Below are 20113 nucleotides of genomic sequence, written 5' to 3' on the forward strand. Positions count from 1 at the left end.
CGCCTCACGCCATTAAATGAGAAAATTTTTGACGGGCAATTTGCTCTGCCGTACCCAGCGCTGCCGAAGTCATAATATCGAGATTGCCCGCATACGCTGGTAGATAATGCGCAGCACCTTCTACCTCTAAAAAAATGGATGATTTAAGGCCGCAAAACTCACCGTAGCCGGGTATTTTCAGAGGGTTATCAGCAGAATAACGCTCAAACTGCACTTGCTGTTTAAGGCGATATCCAGGCACATATTGACGAACTTTATCCACCATTGCAGCGACAGACTCCCGAATTCGCTGCTCAGTTTCACCAACAACATCACTGGCACTACTAAGCACAAAGACGGTGTCACGCATCATCATCGGTGGTTCGGCAGGATTTAAAATAATAATGGCTTTACCTTTAGCGGCACCGCCCACTTGCTCTATGGCTCTGGCGGTCGTTTGGGTAAATTCATCAATATTGGCGCGCGTGCCTGGGCCTGCTGAGCGCGACGATACAGACGCAATAATCTCAGCATAATGGACTTTCTCCACTTGACTCACCGCCGCCACAATAGGAATGGTCGCTTGCCCACCACAGGTCACCATGTTGACATTATTACTCTGTAAATGAGCGTCTAAGTTAACAACAGGCACCACATAAGGCCCAATAGCTGCAGGTGTTAAATCAATAATTTGCTTTCCATATTGGCTCAATGCTTGATGATGAATTTGATGGGAATAAGCTGAAGTGGCGTCAAACACAATTTGAATGTCGCTAAATTGTGGCATGTTAACCAATCCATCTATGCCGTTAGCACATGTTGCCACGCCTAAGCGTTGTGCACGGGCAAGTCCATCGGATTCAGGATCTATACCCACCATAACCGCCATGTTTAGCACCGATGAAGTGCGCAAAATTTTAATCATTAAATCAGTGCCAATATTGCCTGAACCAATGATGGCAACATTAATTTTGGCTTCATTAGGTTGGGTCACTTGCTCAACAGCCATTGGCGTTACCTCTTGTTTTGTTAACGGCATCTGCTTACTCCCCTAAAAATCCGACTCGTACAGACCCCAAACCAGCGATGCGTGCTTCAAATCTGTCATTGGGTTTAGCTGTCACCATAGGACCAAGGGCGCCAGTTAAAATAATGTCACCCGCACGTAATGGCTGACCGAGCTGGGCAAATGTGCGAGCAACCCAAAGCGCAGCATTTAACGGATGCCCCAAACATGCTTGCCCAGCTCCCACCGACACTTGTTCGCCAAATCGCTCCATCACCATGCCGCACAGCCTTAGATCGAGTTGCTTTAACAGAGTCGGCGTATTACCAAGGGCAAACATGCCTGAGGATGCGTTATCAGCGATGGTGTCCAAGATATTGATATCCCAGTTTCCAATTCGGCTGCCGACAATTTCAATCGCTGGCAGTGCATAGGCGGTTGCACGAATTAAATCAGCGACTGTAGGCAATTCCATGGTCAAATCGTGTTCAAGTACCAACGCCACTTCAGCTTCCACCTTAGGTTGTAATACCTTTCCCCAAGGAATGTCATCGCCATCGGCAACAAACATATCGGCATATAACAAGCCAAAATCGGGCTGGTCTACCCCTAGCTGGGTTTGTACTGATTTTGATGTCAAACCAATTTTACAGCCTACAGGACGGCGACCTTCATCTTGCCAGCGCTGATGGTTGTACTGTGAAATCGCATATGCATCGGCCAAACTACTTTCGTTCACAGCCCGATCTTGCAATAAATGTCGGATAGGCGCGCAAGGCTGACCCGTTTGTTGCGCAGTCTGAAGCGAATTCGCGGCCTGAACAATAAGCTGCTGACTGCTCGTGGACTGCTTGATATGAGTATCAAAAGCCATCTTGTAATCCTCTTAGTTCAAGCGACTAAAGCTTGATACAGATGTTCATTGGTTCAGCATAGAAATTAAGCGAATGCATACCGCCTTCACGTCCTATGCCTGAGAGCTTAACGCCACCAAAGGGCGTACGCAGGTCACGTAAATACCATGCATTTACCCATACAATGCCCACATCCATTTGTTTTGCGACGCGGTGCGCCCGTTGTAGTTGTGTTGTCCACACTGTCGCAGCAAGACCATAATTGGTGTTATTTGCCAGAGCGATAACTTCAGCTTCAGTGTCAAAGGGGGCGATATGACACACAGGCCCAAAGACCTCTTCACGCACTAAGGGATGGTCTTCCCCAAGCCCGGTAAAAATAGTCGGCTCAACAAAAGCGCCCTGATCACGCACGTCATTAAATTGTGGCGCACCACCGCCACAAATCACTTTAGCGCCATCGCTGATCGCTTTGGAAAAATACGACAAGACTTTGTCTTTGTGTTTATGGGAAATCAGCGGCCCCATGTCTGTATTTGGGTCCGTAGGCCAACCTACTTTTAAGGCCTGAGCTTTCAGTTTTAAGGCTTTAACAAACTTGTCAAAAATAGTGCGCTGTACATATACCCGTTCAGTGCACAGACACACTTGGCCACCATTGGTAAACACAGAACGTGCAGTCCCAGCGACCGCTTCATCAAAGTCGCAATCATCGAAAATAATCGCCGCGTTTTTACCGCCCAGTTCGAAAGATAACGGCTTAACACCTGCAGCCGCAGCGCGCATGATGGCAGAGCCTGTACTTGACTCACCGGTAAACGTGATGGCGTTAACAAGCTTATGCTGAGTTAAAAACTCGCCCGCCGAATGGGAACCAAATCCGTGAACCAAATTAAATACTCCCGCAGGCACACCAACTTGATGGATCACTTCAGCCAGTAGGGTGGCTGTTGATGGCGTTTCCTCTGAAGGTTTTGCTATAACCGTATTACCCGACGCTAAAGCCGGAGCAAGTTTCCACGTCAGTAACAATAGGGGTAAATTCCAAGGAGCAATAACCGCAACAACGCCCAAGGGTTTATTAACAGAATAGTTAAGTGCACCCTTGCCATCGGGCGTATCGGTGTGGAAACATTCACTGCCTCGGTTTTTTGCAAGATCAGCAAAAGCGCGAAAATTGGCGGCTGCACGGGGAATATCAATGGTACGTGCCTGAAATGCAGATTTACCAGTATCAGCCATTTCAGCCGCGACAAACTCCTCAAAACGCGCTTCAATACCATTGGCGATTTTGTGCATTAACGCGCAGCGGTCAGCTATTGATAACGCCCCCCATTCCCCAGCAAGCGCTTGATGGGCGGCATGCACGGCTTCATCAACTAATTGAGCATCAGCTTCTGCCACACGATTAATCACACTGCCATCAACGGGGTTGATATTGTCAAAATGCGCGTCACTGTCCCTAAATTCGCCCGCCACATAATTGCGCAACACACCGCCAAAATACGGAATACCCGCAACTGGCATTGTAAATGGTTCTTTAGCTTGATCTGGCAAATCTTGTTGATGCATAACTTCCCCTTAGTATTCTCGCTCAGCCTGCGGATTAACTGCGCCAAAACGCTTGCGAGACTGAATAAGTGATGGAGTTAATCTACGCGGCCAAGACATAATATAAAAATAACAAATTTAACATTTGATATATTTTTTTTTAGATAGCTATTCGTGCAATTATCGGGGAGTGAGTGAATGTATTGAGGCAAGCAACACCTAAAAGTGATACCTCAGTTCGGTATACACTTGCCAAACATCTTTGGCGTTATGACTAGCAGATTGAAATGCTTGACGGGGTGAAAACCAAGATATATCAAGTTCTAATTTAAGACCTTTGATCGCGCGATAACTCAAGATAAGATCAACCGCTTCGCCCAACTCAGGGTTAATGCCGTTTGGTGTAACTTTAATCCCCTGTCCGTAAAATTGACTCGAAGCTTGGTCTTGTTGATAGTCGTGATAAACAAGTTCAATTGAGCTAGTCTCATTCGGCTTCAACCTCAACCCCAAAGTACTAATAGCAATGTTGCTCAGTTCCGGTTTGACTAACTCGCCATAGTATTTAAACTTTGCGCCGCCCTCACCCAACCAACCGTTATTAAGTTGAAATCCACTCTGACGAAAACGTTTATCCACAGGCTTGTTGTTAGTGATTTCAGCTAAATTGGCTTCATCTCCACTGCCGAATGCATAACCCAAAATCAGTGTTAACTTAGAGTCACTCAGTGGTATCAATAAGCCTAGATCCACACCCGTCCCCGATAGCTTGCGTTGATATTCTTCACCGGCGACATAGGCTAATTCGAACCAATGCGTCATGTTATTTAAGGGCCATATTTTATCGATGCCCAACATAGCAGCTGTGTCTCCCAGCCCTCGCAATCCAAATGTGATTGGTTTGCTTTGTCCACTCGCGGGGATGTCATCAGCAGTAACGGCAAAATCGGGGCTCATTGGGTCATAGTGAGTTTGGGTCGCTAAGCTATAAGCAGCGATTTGCCATCCGAGCCGAGTGAATGTAAGCCATAAGAGCTGTACATCTTGCACTGATTTATCTGGTTGACGTAAATCCCTGTCCCATACACCTTGACGGGCGAAGGCAAGGTTAAGCCGCCAATGTTGATCTGCTTGCTGCCATTGCCAATCACCGTGAAGACCATCTAGGCTCTGGTGGAATAAAAATCCGCGACTATCTTCATAATATTGCCTCCCGATAAACAAACTTGGCTCTCCCTGCTCATCATTCCAAGCCAAATAAGCAGATTCAAAACCGACAAAATCATCACTATTGGTGCTATCTAGGCGATATACCTTTTGCCACATTAACGTACTGTATGCAGAGAAACGTTTAACTGGGCGATAGTGGATGCCAAACTTCAACTCATTCGCGTTAAAATCAATATTCTTCCCGCCTTGAAAACTCATATCTCCTTGACTTCCCAATTGAATGACAGTTTCACCACCCCAACTCAAATAAGGAGTCAACAAGTTACGCGCATGAAAAGGCATTTGCTTGCTCTCATTTATAAGAGATTCGGTTTGAGGAGGCGGTACAGTCTGTGCGGCGTCACTACTAAAACCAATCCCCATTGCCGCGATGGCAAAAAGCACCGCAGCTGAACAGAGAACGAATTTATAAAATACCTGAGATAACGGAAAATTAAGGCAAAGGATCACTTTAAAATCACTCCTAACGACTGAATGCTCCCAATAAGCATCGCTGCGCCTCGACCCTACCTAAGTTAGTTAATACAAAAAAATAACATTTAGACTTTTTAATATACATCTTTTGCTATAGGTTAGGTTTGGATAGTGATCAACTTGTCATAACAGGAAGGTAGCGAATATGGATCCCAACACATTAGAACGACACTTAACTTCACGCTTAAAATTTAAATATTTAAAACTATTAGTGACCGTTGGTGAGCAGCAAAATATCTTCCGCGCAGCACAAATTCTAAATATGGCACAGCCTGCGGCCACTAAAATTATCCGCGATATCGAAATCGCGTTAAATTTAAGCCTATTTGAGCGTTCATCACGTGGTGTAGTACCAACACTTTACGGCGAAATTTTGATAAAACATGCCAAGCTAGTATTGTCACAAGTACGTCATGCCAGTGAAGAATTATCGACAATACAAGGAGGCTTGTCAGGACGAGTGACGGTTGGAACCTTACTTGCAGCCAGTGCAACGTTATTGCCACACGCCATCATTCGATTGAAAAAAGAACGCCCTAATGTGTCAGTCATTGTTGTTGAAGGGACATTAGATAAATTGGTCGCTGCGCTCAAACTGGATGATTTAGACTTAATTGTCGGCAGAATTCCAGAAGTACAAGAGGAAGAAGGACTCAGTAACGAAGTGCTCTTTTACGAACCCATCTCGCTTGTAACTCGCACCCATCACCCATTACAACAAAGGCAAAACCTCACCTTAGCAGACTTGCTCGATCAAGAATGGATCTTACCGCCACGGGAAACCCTGTTACGCCAAGAGATAGATGCGATTTTCCATAAACAGGGTTTAAACATACCCGCAAATGCTACTGAATCAGTATCAATTTTAGCCAATCGAACCTTATTGAAAGAAACCGATATGATTTCAACCTTACCCAACGAAGTGATTCGCACCTACGAAGAAATAGGCCTATTAAAACGCCTCAATGTGGATTTAGGGGATGAGCCTGGTCCCATAGGCATTACAGTGCGCGCTGACCGTGCATTACCGCCGGTGAGCGAATACCTACTCCATGCATTACGTGATGAAGCCGCAATCATCCGCCAGCGTAATAAAATACAGCCCTAAACCAAACGTATTCGCTAGGGCTAATAAAAAACTACAGCGCCTCATCAACGCTGTAGTTTACAAATCACCTAAAGCAGAATGACCAGTAAAATCACTGTCAATAATCTCGGTACCAGAGTCATCGCGACTAGAAGCGATATCCCAAGGTAACGCCATAAGTGCGTGGCGGTTTATAGGCATTAAAGACGGTATTATCCCATGCGGCATATAAGGTTGTAGAACCGATATTTAACTCATCAGTTAAGTTTTTGCCCCATAATTGCACACTCCAAACCTCATCAAAACTGGTTAGGGTCATCACCGCATCGATCGTGTATTCCGATGGCACTTCAGTCAATGGATCGTTCGAGTTATCAAAGAAGTAACTATCTTGATATTGATAATTCACCCTAAAGCTCGCATCACCTAACTCGGCCATAGCCCATTGATAATTCAAATAGGTATTAAGAGAGTTTTCGGGAGTTCGGCGCATTTTATTGCCATTAAGATTGGTATCATCGACCAATAAATCTTCGGTGAATTCAGCATCGAGGTAACCATAACTGAGATTCAGCGTTAGGTTATCGGTCAATAGTGCGGTCAACTCTAATTCAAATCCCTTAGCAATACCGCTGCCGTTCATCACTTGCAGATTGTCTGGGGTATTAGGACCCGTTTCTACCCATACTTGGCTCTGAATATCTTGGTAATCAGTGTGAAAAATTGCACCGTTTAGGCGCATATTATCTTCAAAGGCTTGCAGTTTAAAACCGACTTCATTATTCCACGCAATTTCAGGTTTAAAAGGTAAAACAGCTTCAACTGCCTTTTCCATCCCTTCGCCGTTATAACCACCCGATTTAAAGCCCTTAGCAAGTGAGTAGTATAAAAACAGATCTGTTAACGCTTGATATTCAAGATTAAAGCTTGGTGTCCACTCGGCCCAACTGTCACTGGTTTCAAAGTCATAGCGTTCAACCCTATTACCATTAATATCCTCATGCAAATTATCAAAATTATCAAATCTGCGCCCCCATGCACTGCCACCGAATGTTTTCTCATCACGGCTCCAACGCAGGCCTACCGTCGCGGTTAAGTCTTGAGTGAACTCATAACTCAGCTGACCAAACACTGCGTAACTGTCGGTTATATTATTGGTCGTATTAGCCACATTGCCGGCAGTAGTGCCCCACTGGGTATCGAACCAATAATCAACATCCTCAGCACGGTCGATATCTTCCCTCATGTAGAACAGGCCGCCAAGCCAACCCCAGTCACCATTGCCACCAGAGAGACGCACTTCTTGGGAAAATTGACTCGCATCTTCCCCTTTGCGTGATAACCACTCATCATCCACCTGCAATGCCGCAAGTTCATCATGGCTTGAGACAGTGTTATTGGCAGGATCGCCCCATGGATCAAAAACCTGTGTTCTATCAACCAGTCCTGTGGCAGCATTTTCATAAAAATCATAGCTATTATCACGATACGCAGTGATAGAAGTTATATCACCAAGATCAGTGGTCCAATCCATTTTAAGGCTCAAATTACCACTATCAGCTTCTTCATAACCATCAACACTGTTAAGATCACTACGAGGATCGGCACTGATAAATGGCGCGTTGCGCCCGTCGCTATAACCTATATGTTTCACTCTCGGGGTGGCATCACTTTTTGATGCGCCAAGGGTTAATAAAGCTTGAAAATCTGTGCCGGGATCGAATAAAAACTGCGCCCTCGCCGAATAACGTGTTAAATCATCTGCATCGTTACCTGTATAGGTATTTTTACCATAACCGTCACGGGTCACACCGCTGATGGCAAGTTTTGCGGCAACGCTATCATTGATTGACCCAGTGACGTAGCCTTTGCCTTCAAAATGGCCATAGTTGCCTATGGTCATTTCGACACTGCCCTCTGGCGCACCAAAGACAGGGCGCTTAGTGATAAAGTTAATCGCGCCACCTACGACGTTTTTGCCATAAAGGGTGCCTTGCGGTCCACGTAGCACTTCAACGCTTTGTAGATCATACAGGTCCATTGCAGCAGCTGTACCACGGGAAATATACACGCCATCCACATACATCCCGATTGCCGCCGCAGCACCGGCACTTTCAATGTCACTACCAATCCCACGCATAAATAACTCTGGCTCGCTGGAACTGTAAGCATTCATTTGAAATCCAGGCGTACGGCCAGCGATATCATCCAACCCTTCTATTTTGGCTTCTTTCATTTCCGCTTCGCCAAAGGCAGTAATTGCAATAGGCGTAGATTGTAAACTTTCGACTTTATGGCGGGCAGATACTTGGATAACCTCTATACCTGAGTTTTTTTCCGTTGGTGGATTGGCTTGGGCATCATCCGCATTACTGATATTTTCGGTTGCACCTTGCATTTCTGTATCGGCAGCCCAAACAACGGGGATAGTAGCCAATGCCAGTGCGACTCCAAGGGCTATGGGGGTTAATGTTTTAAACGGTACTTGTGGCGTCTTGCTCATCTTTTACTCTCCCGTGACGGGTTATCATTATTATCTCGTGTGTGAGTCTATTATTTGACACCGCTCAATATTCGCTCACTAAATCTCAAGCTACGGGAGTTAGCCATATCTTAGAAATAATTTGTTATCCATCTTTCATATCAAAATTGTTATAGCAAAATGTTCTGCTAGCTATGCAATGACAAGGTGTTTAAACGAAAAAGACCAGTCCAAATTTGGCTGGTCTTTTCAGTCTGAAAGCTTATTCTCGCTAGGCTCAACTGACTAAGGAAATAAACACCGCACTTAATCCAAGCGGAGCAACAAAGCGCACGAGAAAATGCCAAAGACGATAACGCCACGGATGCTCGCTTCCCTCCAATTCATCAGCAGTAATGGCAGTAGGTAATACCCACCCGACAAAAATGGCGACAAAAATGGCACATAAAGGCATTACTACAGTCGTAGTTAAGTAATCGAACAAGTCAAAGAAGGTTTTATGCTCAAAAGCACCGATAAAATCCAGTGGATACACACCACTCAAATGATTAAAACTCAATACAGAAAGGCAACCCAACGCCCAACTTAATGCCCCACACACAAGGGCAGACTTTAGCCTAGACCAGTGCAATTTCTCTTTCAGCCAAGCCACTGTACATTCCATCATTGAAATAGCGGAAGTTAATGCAGCAAAAAATAAGAGAAGAAAAAACAATGGTCCAATAATGGTACCTCCTGGCATTTGCCCAAATGCATAGGGCAATGCCATAAATACCAACCCAGGCCCACCACTGGGATCCATATTATTAGCAAAAATGATCGGGAAGATAACCAATCCAGCTAATAGAGCAACCAAGGTATCGGCACCTATAATAGTGACAGAAGCATTAGGGATAGAAGTTTTCCGGTCTAAGTATGCCCCGTAGGCAATTAAGTTAGTTATCCCAACTCCGATTGAAAAGAACGCTTGCCCAATGGCATCAAGCACTACATCCGTGGTGATTTTTGAAAAGTCAGGAACCAGTAGAAACCGTACTCCTCGTATAAAATCCCCAGTTACTGCTGCATATATCACCAAAAGTAATAAAATAACAAATAGCATAGGCATCAATATCTTCGACGCACTTTCGATGCCCGCTTTCACTCCACGAGCCGATACGATAACGGTTAAGATCAAAAATGCACTCGCCCAGCAGAACAATTCAAAGGCATTGGCATTTAAGCCATCAAAGGAAGCTTGAATCGCGGTTTTATCCAGTCCAGCTAGCTCTCCCGTGGCCGATTTAGCCACATAAGCAAGGGTCCAGCCACCGACGACAATATAAAAGGAGAAAATAATGATAGCGGCAACCACGCCAACAAATCCCATCCAGCGCCAGGCTTGGCTGCGGTTGGCTTCACGGCAAACCTTAGCAATCGAATTGGGTGGACTCAATTGCCCACGTCGACCGATGAGTAATTCAGCCATTAAAATAGGTAACACCACCAACACCACAGACAAGATATACACCAGCACAAACGCCCCGCCGCCGTTTTCACCCGCGGCATAGGGAAAACGCCAAATGTTGGCCAATCCTACCGCAGAACCAATAGCGGCTAATAAAAATCCCGCTTTTGATGACCATTGTTCATGCTCTGAGGCTGTTGAGCCTAAGGTGCTAGAATGACTAGACGAAGGCACAACGCCTTGAGAAATCGATGTTTGCATCACTTATCCTCGCTTATTATTTTTATATTATCTGTGGTTATACAGTATGTGCGTGCTTGGATATCGACGACTGATGGCTAACGAGACAAAGGAAAGCTATCACGATACTTGCCTCATAAAGAGGCGCTATAGCGCCTCTTTATGAGTGATTAAATCTTAAGTCACCGCATGACGTTGATTAAAACGCGGCTCTTGCCAACGGCCGGTCCCCATTATGTCTTTGATATGAGCTATGGCATCCCAAATATCCACATAACGTAAATACAAGGGGGTTAAGCCAAAACGCAAAATATTAGGCGCTCGAAAATCACCAACCACACCACAAGAAATTAATGCTTGTACTATGGCGTAACCCTGTGGGTGACTCAGTGCAATTTGGCTGCCGCGACTATCATCACTAGGCGAAACCAACTCAAATCCCGCATCAGGGCACTCTTGTTGCAGCAGTTGAATAAATACATCGCCTAATCTTAAGGACTTAGCACGGATCTGTGCCATATTCACTCGCGACATGATCTCAAGCCCAACCTCAGCCACCGACATACTTAAAATTGGCTGAGTGCCACTGAGCATCTGCACAATATCAGCTGCAGGCGTGTAATCTCGTTCAAACGCAAAGGGAGATTTATGACCGTACCAACCCGTTAACGGTTGCAACGCTTTACCATGGTGACGGCGAGCAGCAAAAATAAACGCTGGGCTCCCAGGGCCGCCGTTGTAATATTTATAAGTACAACCCACAGCAAAATCGACATTACAGCCGTTAAGATCCACCACCATTGCACCCGCACTATGGCATAAATCCCATATTGTAACTGCACCAACAGCATGTGCTTTAGCTGTCAGATCATGCATATTGAGTACTCGCCCAGTTTTATAATGCACCTGAGTTAGGCAAACAACAGCGATGCTGTCGTCAATTTTTTCTGCAATTTCATCGCCTTCGGCATAGACAATTTCGTGGTCAGCGCCAAGCAATTTAACCAACCCCTGAGCGGTATAGTTATCGGTTGGAAAATTACTGCCTTCCATCAAAATTCGACAACGCTCTGGACGAAGGGTCAAGGCGGCGGATAAGACCTTAAACACATTTATGCCAGTTGAATCTGTCATCACTACTTCATCATCATCCGCACCGATAGTCGGTGCAATCAACGCACCTAATCGAGTCGTCATGTGAAACCAGTCATGCTGATTCCAACTTTTTACGAGCCCTCTCCCCCACTCTTCTGCAACTGTTTGGTGTGCTTTTGCAATTGCCCTGACGGGCATGGCACCTAGCGAATTACCGCTCATGTAAATCATTTGCTCAGGTAAGCTAAATTCGTTTTTAAAATGCGCTAAGGGATCATCTAAGTCGAATCGCAAACAATCTTCTCGAGTGAGTTTTTCCACGTTGTTTTACTCCACGGCTGGGGCGGCTTCATTGCCTCCCTCTATTTATTAACGCTATTTATACTAAGCGTCCCGCCCCAAAGTTAACAATAAATTTAACACCGCAAGCTATAACATTTAACATATAATAAACGTAAAATTCGAACCGAAATGAATAAGTCAGAAAACAAAAAACAGACTGTCACGGGTCTTAATATCCTCAATGGCAACAGCATTACCGCCAATTTTTCAACAAAGGCCATAAAAAAAAGCCCACCTCCATCGGTAGGCTTAATGAACAGACTTAAACATTTACAACCTTAATTGCAACGAAAAACCAAGGTTGATTGAATGATTTCAGTCAGTTAGTTTTTTTTATGAGAAGGCCGCACAGGCCAAGGCGTTTTAGGCGCACCTAAATTTGGCTCACCCAGCACTGGGCTTGATAACGCATAAAAACCGTGGTTAGTAAATAGCCAGAACAAATTGCGATCGTATTCAACATACACGCTGTGGGATAAATTCCCCCGCGCATATTCGGCCACCCTATCTTCATTAAATGGCGGAACAAAATAAGCTGTAATGGTTGGTTTGCTGATATCGCTTACATCAAATACCTGTAGGCCAGCATTGTAGAAGTTAAAAGGTAAAATGCCATCACGCGGCGTCCCCGGTTGAGTGTAATAACCAGTTCTCTTTGGTCCAAAACTGCCACGACGTTGGCAAAAATCGGTAAATTTAGCTTCTTTGGGCGGCGTAGGCCTAGGCAATACGCCGATAGCTTTAGGATTAACAGGATCGCTCACATCAATCATGTGCACATCTTTATAGGGCTCAAAACAGTCTTCATTAAGCGGATAGCCACTAAAATAAACAATCCCCGTTTTTTCAACCTGTGACACATCGATAAAATCCCCTTCAGTGCCCGCCACGCTTGGGGTAAAGTTCAAGTGACTGACCACTTTCATCTGTTTAGGATCTGAGATATCCACAACATAAAATCCCAATCCCCCCATCGCAGCATAAGCATATTTCCCCCCCTTTTCGGCCGATTTAGGGATAAACAGTGGCATTCGAGAACCCATCCAAGAGGTACGGTTTCCCGCACGAGGATTGTCTTTGTAAGCCGCCTCATGGACAGGATCAAAAGCAATTTGCCCCGGTACAGTCAATTGATTTAAAAATCTAGGGTTCGATGGATCAGACATATCCCAAGATTGATATCCTGCTGAATACAAGTCGTTGCCATATTCAGTTAAGGCATAGCTTGAATCCGGCGCCGCCGACACATACATAACATCACCGCCAAAATACGCAGGAATATCTCTTACGCCAGAGCCTTGCTGCTTACCAATAGGTGCATCGGGATGACCGACATCCGTGGTGCGCTCGGCAAGTAATTTCCAGTCTGCAGGCAAGGGACCATTCATTTCATACACTTTAAATCCCTTCAAATGGGGAGCATGACGAATGGCATCAACCTTATCGGGTTCCCTTAATTTATCGTGCAATAAGCCAAAACGGCGAATTTCAAATGATTGCACCATGATCATTTTGCCTAGTTTGTCATTCCATTGAATGGACGCCGCGCCAAACATATCCGCTTCAGGGTAAGGATTTTGCTCAGCTTCATCTGGACCATTTGCTCCCCAGGTATGGCCACGAGTTAATAATAATTTGACGTTTTTCGGCTCAGTAATATCGAAAATTTTTAAATCGCGACGCACATATTGATACAGATAACGGCGACCATCGAAATCAACAATATTCTGCCAAGTATGAAAAGGTTCGACGGTTATTGGGTAATAAGCCTCAACCTTCATATTTTTAATATATTGTTCTTTATCCCAATAATCGAGCTGTCCCTTAAAGGGCCGGCTTTCATAAGTATGTACCGTCGCTTTAGGATGAATAAATAGACCCGTTTTAGGGTCCATTCCGTATGAGTTTTTTGAAGGTTCTTTTGGAGATTTGTCCCCAACAAGTTCCGTCACACGCTTAACCCACTTGTCTTGTATGTCTATCGCCCCGCTTTTGTCTTCTGCCTGCGTGGAGACTGATAGTGCAATAGTTACACTTAACAACGATAGCCTAGTGAATATATTCAACTTATTTTTTTTCATATACTTAACTAACCTTTCCGAATGGAACAGTGCAAAATACACCCTAACTTCAAGCGAGGAATTTTTCGTGCAAAATCAATACTAAAAAGAACGGCCCTAACAAACAAATAACTTTATAGATATATGTCATCACTTTTTTGTTATAACCGAGGCATTGATTCTAATCATCTGCGTTAATGAATATTGTGGGTAAGCACCCTACCTTTCAGGGTTATAAACTAGTAACTCAATATCATAGACAGCGTAAAAAAACGATTAAGGCTCCTCTACTTCGCTTTAAACCCGACTCTAAATCCGCCCCAATGTTTGCCATTCACATAAATAGGTACTGATAAATCATGCATAACTTCACCAGTATCTCGTTTATAGGTTTGTAGTAATACGGGATCTGTATGGGTCCCGCAGCGGATACCGGTAGGATCGTTAAATAAGCGTTTTGTGCGATTTTGCGTCATATCAACCTCAACTTTACCGGTTAATGTTTGGCTAAAGCGCTTATTATGGGTTGGGAAATAACCTTTTTTATCAACGGCTCCGGCATAAATAATCTCACTATGTTTAGCAAGAATCGGTTCTTGAATGGCGGGAAAATATTGATCGGTGAAGCGGTCAAATGCAGTGGTATATTTTTGTGGCTGGGTATTCGCAATAGGCTGATATTTAGGATTAAAGAGTTCCGCCTCAGTAAAACTCGCGTTAGCTAATCCCTGAGCAAGTTTCTCGCCGCAAGCTTTTGCCGCTTCGTTAGCGAGTAATAGCACTTGTTGATCAAAGGTTTGAGTGTCCCAGTGCGACAGCGCTTTAAATATACCTTCCGTTGTTAATGTGAGAGTAAACGCCTGCTCAGAAACCACCATGCTTTGTCTAGCCGTCACTGTCAATGAGTCTCGGATCTGTGCTACCGAGGTACTAATCTCATTGGTGGTGTGATTATATTGTTTAAGCGAGCCTTCCATATCCCCGAGGGCATGCGCCGAGTGAGTCACAGAGGTTGAGATATCAGTAAAATGGCTATCTAACGCCGCCATCGCCCTAACCACATCAGCAGTTTGTAACACTACTCGCTCCATTAAGGCCGAACTTTTATCTGTTTGGGCACGAATTTCGAGCAACATCTTACCGATATCCTGAGTTGCACCTGCCGTTTTTCCGGCAAGGCTTCGCACCTCATCTGCCACTACCGCAAAACCACGACCTTGCTCTCCCGCCCTCGCCGCTTCAATGGCCGCATTCAACGCCAGTAAGTTGGTTTGTTCAGCCACCGCATTTATGACTTCGGTGATTTTTTGAATTTGTTCAGCTTTTGACTTTAAGGCCAGCACTTGCGAAGCGGCTGTGTTGATATCCGTATTTAATGATTCGATAGCAGACACGCCCTTTTGTGCTTGAGTTCGGCCTTGCACACTCAAGCGCTCTGCCTCCTGAGTTTGGACTAAAATGCTACTCGCATTATCACCAAGCAAGGCAGTCGTATTACTCAATTGCGCAGCCGCTACCGCGATAGCACTCGCATGTTCGCCATTAGACTCAATGGATTTATTCAATAAATCAATAAAATGTGAGACCTCAGCAGAACCAATTGCAATCTTACTGGTTTGGACACTAATGTCATGTTCAGCGGAGCTTAACCTATTGAGTTTAATAATATCTTTCTCTAGTGTTTGCGCCTTGTGACTCAAAACACGCTTCACAATCCATAACACCCAAACACAAACGATCCCCCCTAAAACCAAGGCATGTGTCAAACCAGAGAGGGAGATGGTGTTGAGTAAAAGGCTACAAAATACGACCAAGACCAAACTCAGTGCGATGATGATTTTATGCTGTAATTCCATATTGTTTCTCACCGAGAAAAGGTACAAGCAAAATGAGATACAAATATTCACTTGCCATCCATTGCTATTTGAGCCACTACAGCAAGTAAATAGACAAATTTGAAAGCGACGTAAGTGATTGTATCTCTCTGACTAAATTGAACTATTCACTCATGCATTATTTTAGAGCGATAGCCTATCTTCAGTGCTCTATCGCGCTTATGGCATTAGACCTTAGTATAGATTTGGCAGAATTATTCAATAAATAGCCCCAAAAATGCCCGTCATTTTTAGCTGACAAAATGTGGTATTCATCGCTTTATTGGCAATAATTCCGAGCAGAGTGACTGCACATACCGCCAGAAAACTGCTAATATCGGCGCAATTTTTTTGAGCTAACGAGATCAAGATGGGCAGAGCATATCAAAACCGTAAAGAATCTATGGCGAAAACAGCTGGCCAGAAAACCCGCCTCTACTCGCGCTACGGTAAGGAAATTTACGTAGTCGCCAAGCAAGGTGGTGTCGAGCCAGATGGTAACTTATCACTGCGTCGCTTAATTGAGCGCGCGAAGAAAGATCAAGTACCAGCCCACGTTATCGAGCGTGCTATCGATAAAGCCAAAGGTGGTGGCGGTGAAGATTATGATACAGCCCGTTATGAAGGTTTCGGCCCAGGTAACTGCATGGTTATTGTGGACTGCTTAACCGATAACGTGAAACGTACCTTCACCGAAGTGCGTCAAGCCTTTGTGAAAAACGATGCCAAACTCGGCACACCCGGTACCGTAGGCCATATGTTTGACCAATCTGCCGTGTTCGTTTTCCCCGGTGAAGATGAAGATGCCATCCTCGAAATTCTAATGATGGCCGATGTCGATGTGAACGATGTCGAAGTAGAAGATGGCATGATCAGCGTTATCGCACCGCACACCGAGTTTTTCAAAGTAAAAACTGCGCTGACAGATGCGATACCAGATATCAACTTCGAAGTAGAGAACATCACTTTCGTGCCCCAAACCATGACCCCAGTGTCTGGTGAAGATGTGGCGGTATTCGACAAATTTATCGCCGCTTTAGAAGATTGTGACGATGTGCAAAACGTGTATCACAATGCTGAAATTCAAGATTAATTAAAATCTTACTAAATAAAAACGCAGCCATTGAGCTGCGTTTTTATTTGCAGGCATTAATTGCCTACGCCGAGAGTTACGCCGTATCCATACAAGTATGAGCATCTGCGACTCATACCACTCTCCAACCAAGTTCAGCTGCAATCCGACAATTGGTATCGATACAATATTGAGTCTTCATTCCTACTATCACTAAGTCAGTAATCCCCTGATGGGCTAACGCCTCGGCAAACCCCGTTTGAGAAAAACAACTAGGCTTAGTTTTATCAAAGATATTATCCACTTTAGGATTGTTGATGGAGTCCATACATCGAGCTCAGGTTAATGTAATAAACAACACCAACGAAAAAGGGCCTTAAAGGCCCTTTTCAATCTGCTCAGTACTGCAGAAACTAGCGCAAATCCATCTCTTGGATGATTTCATGGGCAATAGGTGGCGTAGTACAAGTCGGTTTTTCATGTAAATCCGCCTTTAGCTGACCTTTGCGATGTTTAAGTGCCGCATCAAGTTTTTTGGCGGCATTTGCAATCGCGGGATACATGACTTCATCCGTACCAGAGGCGGAGATGCGACTGCCTTCGTAATTTGTTCTAATTTCAACCTGAAACTCGCCATGCTCCTTAGCAATAATGATATCGAGCCCGATGAGAGTGGGGAAATGAGTGGCGATTTTAGAAAACTTTTCGTTAACGTGTTCTTTTACAGAATCAGTAACATCGACATGGTGACCAGAAAGATTAATTTTCATAGGTTGTCCCTTTTAGAGTCTTTACTTTTTTTTCGCTTCACAGTTAGAGCTTGGGGCATGGCAAATAAAACACAAGCCCCCAAGGCAAATATTTCGAGTGAAACAGTTATTAGCAGTCGCTAAATGTGAGCCCTATCAAAGAAACAACACTGTAAGGGAACTATAAAAATGAGTAACTGGTTGATTTGTAAACAGCAGGCATAATCCAATCAACCAGCTCGATTCAAATAATTTAATACTTACGCTGTACGCTCTGCTGCCAGAATTGCTGCGAGAGGTGATGAGTTTTGGTAGACAAACGTGATACCTGCTCCCCCCTTGCCGCGGCATCTTGAGTCTGCTGTAGACTCTGTTGAGCTAAATCGCTGATCACATGGATTGCACGGCTAATCTCTGCCGCCACGGTTGTCTGTTGGGTCATGGCCGCCGCATTATCATCACTTAAGGAATTGATTCGGGAGATAGAGGACAATAGCTCACCAAAAGCAACGCTGGCATCCTGCGCTAAGGAAACGGAGCGTTTAACCTGTTCTTGCCCAGCCGTCATCGTTAAGGTCGCTCTTTGGGTACTGTCTTTAAAGCGACTCACAATCAGCTCAATTTGCGATGTCGATTGGCTGGTGCGGCTCGATAATTGTCTCACCTCGTCGGCAACCACCGCAAAACCCCGGCCGCTTTCCCCTGCCCGCGCCGCTTCAATCGCCGCATTGAGCGCCAACAGGTTAGTCTGGTCAGCAATAGCGCGGATAACCTCTAATACTTGATGAATTGCTTGGCTATCTTGCTCTATCGTTTGCACCACATCGGAAAAATGGCTCACCTGTACACTCAGTTGGTGAATCGCCTCAATGACAGTTTCGAGCCGTGAATGGCCGCGCTGCGCTGCTTCATGGCTGGAGACCATTTCAGATGCAGTGCGGTGGATATTATCCGTCACCTCAGCAAAACTGGCGCTCATTTGCTCCATCGCCGTCGCCGCCTGTGTGGTTTGTGCGCTCTGACTATCGGCATGTTCCCAGGTATTGGTGATGGTTTGTTTAAGATTGACACTCTGCTCTTGAATTTCACTGGCTGAATCTGCCATACGGCCCACGACACCACCGATTTCAGAGATTAAAAATCGTAGAGCAAGATCAATTTTACCGATTTCATCCTGTCTACCGGTATAAATTCCCATAGCCACAGGATCATCAATAATATTAGTGGCAACGCTAACCAATGCCTGCAAAGGCTGCATCAGCTTGTACCACAAAAACCAAGCTATTAAACCACCCACAAGAGCCGCTAAAAGGGGGGAATAACACGCCAGAGATGCCGTTGCAGCAATAGCAACAAACATAGCGGTGAGGATTTTCCCCCTAAATCCTAATCGGTCTTTTTTTAATGTCTTAGCTTGTTTACCTTGATTGATTGCCTGATAAACCTCTTCTGCTGCCCTGATTTGCTCTGGAGTAGCCTGACGACGAACCGATTGATATTCATGGACTTTACCATCTTCATACACAGGCGCGACATAGGCATTTACCCAATAATAATTGCCATTTTTGGTCTTATTTTTGACGATCCCCATCCAAGGTTTGCCAGTTTTAATTCTATCCCAAAGCATTTTAAAGGCAGCGGCAGGCATATCCTCATGGCGCACCATATTGTGTGGACTCCCTTGCAACTCAGCAACGCTATATTCACTTATCTGCGAAAAGGTTTGATTAACGTACTTAATATTTCCTTTCAGATCGGTCGTAGAGAGAAGTATCGCGTTTTCAGATAGGTGTTTTTCACCTTTTTTTGAATGTGTTTGCATAGGGATATCGAATTGACTCCAAGTGAAAGTTGCACAGGATTTTGCCAAAACGACAGAATACCTACTTTGATTAAGTTCACACTGGAAGCAGAAAATTTAACCAAATACCAAACAAGTAATATCAATCTCATTAATAAAACCAAACATTTGTGACATATCGCACAGGGTTAATGATAACGCGAGCAAGTCATCAAAATGTGTTGGCTACATTTGTGCGCAGAGTCAATAAATGCAAATGATATTGTTTATCATTTAAATTAAATGCGTTATAATCTTCGGAAAATCGCCAAATACCTCATGACAAAAGCTAATCGCCTTTAACCATAGCAAGATTGGTATTTGCCTTAACAGATTTAATTGACTGAAATAAATAGCACTTATGTCACAAATCCCAACATCAAATTCACCCATATCAGCGACAACCGTTCGACCTCTTTCGGGTTATGTTCAAGCCGCCATTCGCTGGATAAAACAAGAGCGAACTCAGTTTGGTTTGCAGGTGTTTGTGCGTGCAAGTGCCGCCTTGCTAGCGGGCTATGTTGCTGCAGCAACGCTGGCCTGTTTGCTTACCCAAGTGCTACCTATGCCGCGCTTTGAAAGTACTTTAACAGCCAATATGTTGGCTTTTTTATTTTATGCCATCGCCATTATTTATGCTTTTTGTGTTCGTAAAACCTGGCATGCGTGGCGGGATTTGACGTTATTTAGCCTCCTGTGTTTTGCTCTGCTTAAGGTGTGTGGACAGTAAG

The 20113-nt window shown here is 44.6% G+C and carries 15 protein-coding genes; 3 read left to right on the plus strand and 12 right to left on the minus strand.

What is annotated here, in order from left to right; all coding sequences use genetic code 11:
• Positions 1–4: 4 nt before the first annotated feature.
• The 4 genes from H9J30_RS16795 to H9J30_RS16810 all read right to left on the minus strand — a co-directional run bounded on the left by H9J30_RS16795 (position 5) and on the right by H9J30_RS16810 (position 5070).
• Positions 5–988: an acetaldehyde dehydrogenase (acetylating) gene (locus H9J30_RS16795; RefSeq protein ID WP_240132099.1), complete on the minus strand. Its 984-nt coding sequence runs from the start codon at positions 986–988 to the stop codon at positions 5–7.
• Between the two features lie 34 nt (positions 989–1022).
• Positions 1023–1859, minus strand: a complete 837-nt coding sequence (locus tag H9J30_RS16800) for a 2-keto-4-pentenoate hydratase (protein ID WP_240132057.1) — start codon at positions 1857–1859, stop codon at positions 1023–1025.
• A 25-nt stretch (positions 1860–1884) separates the two neighbouring features.
• Positions 1885–3411 carry a 2-hydroxymuconic semialdehyde dehydrogenase gene (locus H9J30_RS16805; RefSeq protein ID WP_240132058.1) on the minus strand — a complete coding sequence of 509 codons (1527 nt, stop codon included), beginning with the start codon at positions 3409–3411 and terminating at the stop codon, positions 1885–1887.
• Between the two features lie 198 nt (positions 3412–3609).
• Positions 3610–5070, minus strand: coding sequence for an alginate export family protein (locus tag H9J30_RS16810; protein WP_240132059.1), 1461 nt, complete (start codon positions 5068–5070; stop codon positions 3610–3612).
• 169 nt (positions 5071–5239) lie between these two features.
• Between H9J30_RS16810 and H9J30_RS16815 the strand changes: the two genes are divergently transcribed.
• Entirely contained in the window at positions 5240–6202 is a 963-nt protein-coding gene (locus H9J30_RS16815; protein ID WP_240132060.1) for a LysR family transcriptional regulator, read from the plus strand.
• 127 nt (positions 6203–6329) lie between these two features.
• Here the strand turns inward: H9J30_RS16815 and H9J30_RS16820 are convergent, their stop codons facing one another.
• The 5 genes from H9J30_RS16820 to H9J30_RS16840 all read right to left on the minus strand — a co-directional run bounded on the left by H9J30_RS16820 (position 6330) and on the right by H9J30_RS16840 (position 15703).
• Positions 6330–8684 (minus strand): TonB-dependent receptor, encoded by a 2355-nt coding sequence (locus H9J30_RS16820; RefSeq protein WP_240132061.1) that lies wholly within the window; start codon positions 8682–8684, stop codon positions 6330–6332.
• A 256-nt stretch (positions 8685–8940) separates the two neighbouring features.
• Positions 8941–10371 (minus strand): sodium-dependent transporter, encoded by a 1431-nt coding sequence (locus H9J30_RS16825; RefSeq protein ID WP_240132062.1) that lies wholly within the window; start codon positions 10369–10371, stop codon positions 8941–8943.
• A 156-nt stretch (positions 10372–10527) separates the two neighbouring features.
• The gene (kynU, locus tag H9J30_RS16830) at positions 10528–11766 is read right to left on the minus strand and encodes a kynureninase (protein WP_240132063.1); all 1239 of its coding nucleotides are present in this window, start codon (positions 11764–11766) and stop codon (positions 10528–10530) included.
• A 344-nt stretch (positions 11767–12110) separates the two neighbouring features.
• Positions 12111–13682 carry an LVIVD repeat-containing protein gene (locus H9J30_RS16835; protein WP_240132064.1) on the minus strand — a complete coding sequence of 524 codons (1572 nt, stop codon included), beginning with the start codon at positions 13680–13682 and terminating at the stop codon, positions 12111–12113.
• Between the two features lie 452 nt (positions 13683–14134).
• Positions 14135–15703: a methyl-accepting chemotaxis protein gene (locus tag H9J30_RS16840; RefSeq protein ID WP_240132065.1), complete on the minus strand. Its 1569-nt coding sequence runs from the start codon at positions 15701–15703 to the stop codon at positions 14135–14137.
• A 388-nt stretch (positions 15704–16091) separates the two neighbouring features.
• On the opposite strand from H9J30_RS16840, the gene H9J30_RS16845 reads away from it, so the two are divergent.
• Complete coding sequence (locus tag H9J30_RS16845) at positions 16092–16814, plus strand: YebC/PmpR family DNA-binding transcriptional regulator (protein ID WP_240132066.1); 723 nt, start codon at positions 16092–16094, stop codon at positions 16812–16814.
• Between the two features lie 112 nt (positions 16815–16926).
• Here H9J30_RS16845 and H9J30_RS16850 read toward each other — a convergent pair whose 3' ends face one another.
• The 3 genes from H9J30_RS16850 to H9J30_RS16860 all read right to left on the minus strand — a co-directional run bounded on the left by H9J30_RS16850 (position 16927) and on the right by H9J30_RS16860 (position 19364).
• On the minus strand, positions 16927–17121 hold the full coding sequence (locus H9J30_RS16850; RefSeq protein ID WP_240132067.1) for a cysteine hydrolase family protein: 195 nt from the start codon (positions 17119–17121) through the stop codon (positions 16927–16929).
• A gap of 85 nt (positions 17122–17206) precedes the next feature.
• Positions 17207–17563 carry a ribosome hibernation-promoting factor, HPF/YfiA family gene (gene hpf / locus H9J30_RS16855; protein ID WP_011073262.1) on the minus strand — a complete coding sequence of 119 codons (357 nt, stop codon included), beginning with the start codon at positions 17561–17563 and terminating at the stop codon, positions 17207–17209.
• A 232-nt stretch (positions 17564–17795) separates the two neighbouring features.
• Positions 17796–19364: a methyl-accepting chemotaxis protein gene (locus H9J30_RS16860; protein ID WP_240132068.1), complete on the minus strand. Its 1569-nt coding sequence runs from the start codon at positions 19362–19364 to the stop codon at positions 17796–17798.
• 379 nt (positions 19365–19743) lie between these two features.
• Between H9J30_RS16860 and H9J30_RS16865 the strand changes: the two genes are divergently transcribed.
• Positions 19744–20112, plus strand: a complete 369-nt coding sequence (locus tag H9J30_RS16865; RefSeq protein WP_240132069.1) for a DUF3649 domain-containing protein — start codon at positions 19744–19746, stop codon at positions 20110–20112.
• The last annotated feature ends 1 nt before the right edge of the window (position 20113 follow it).

Source organism: Shewanella cutis, from assembly GCF_022410515.1.
GTDB classification, from domain to species: Bacteria; Pseudomonadota; Gammaproteobacteria; order Enterobacterales; family Shewanellaceae; genus Shewanella; species Shewanella cutis.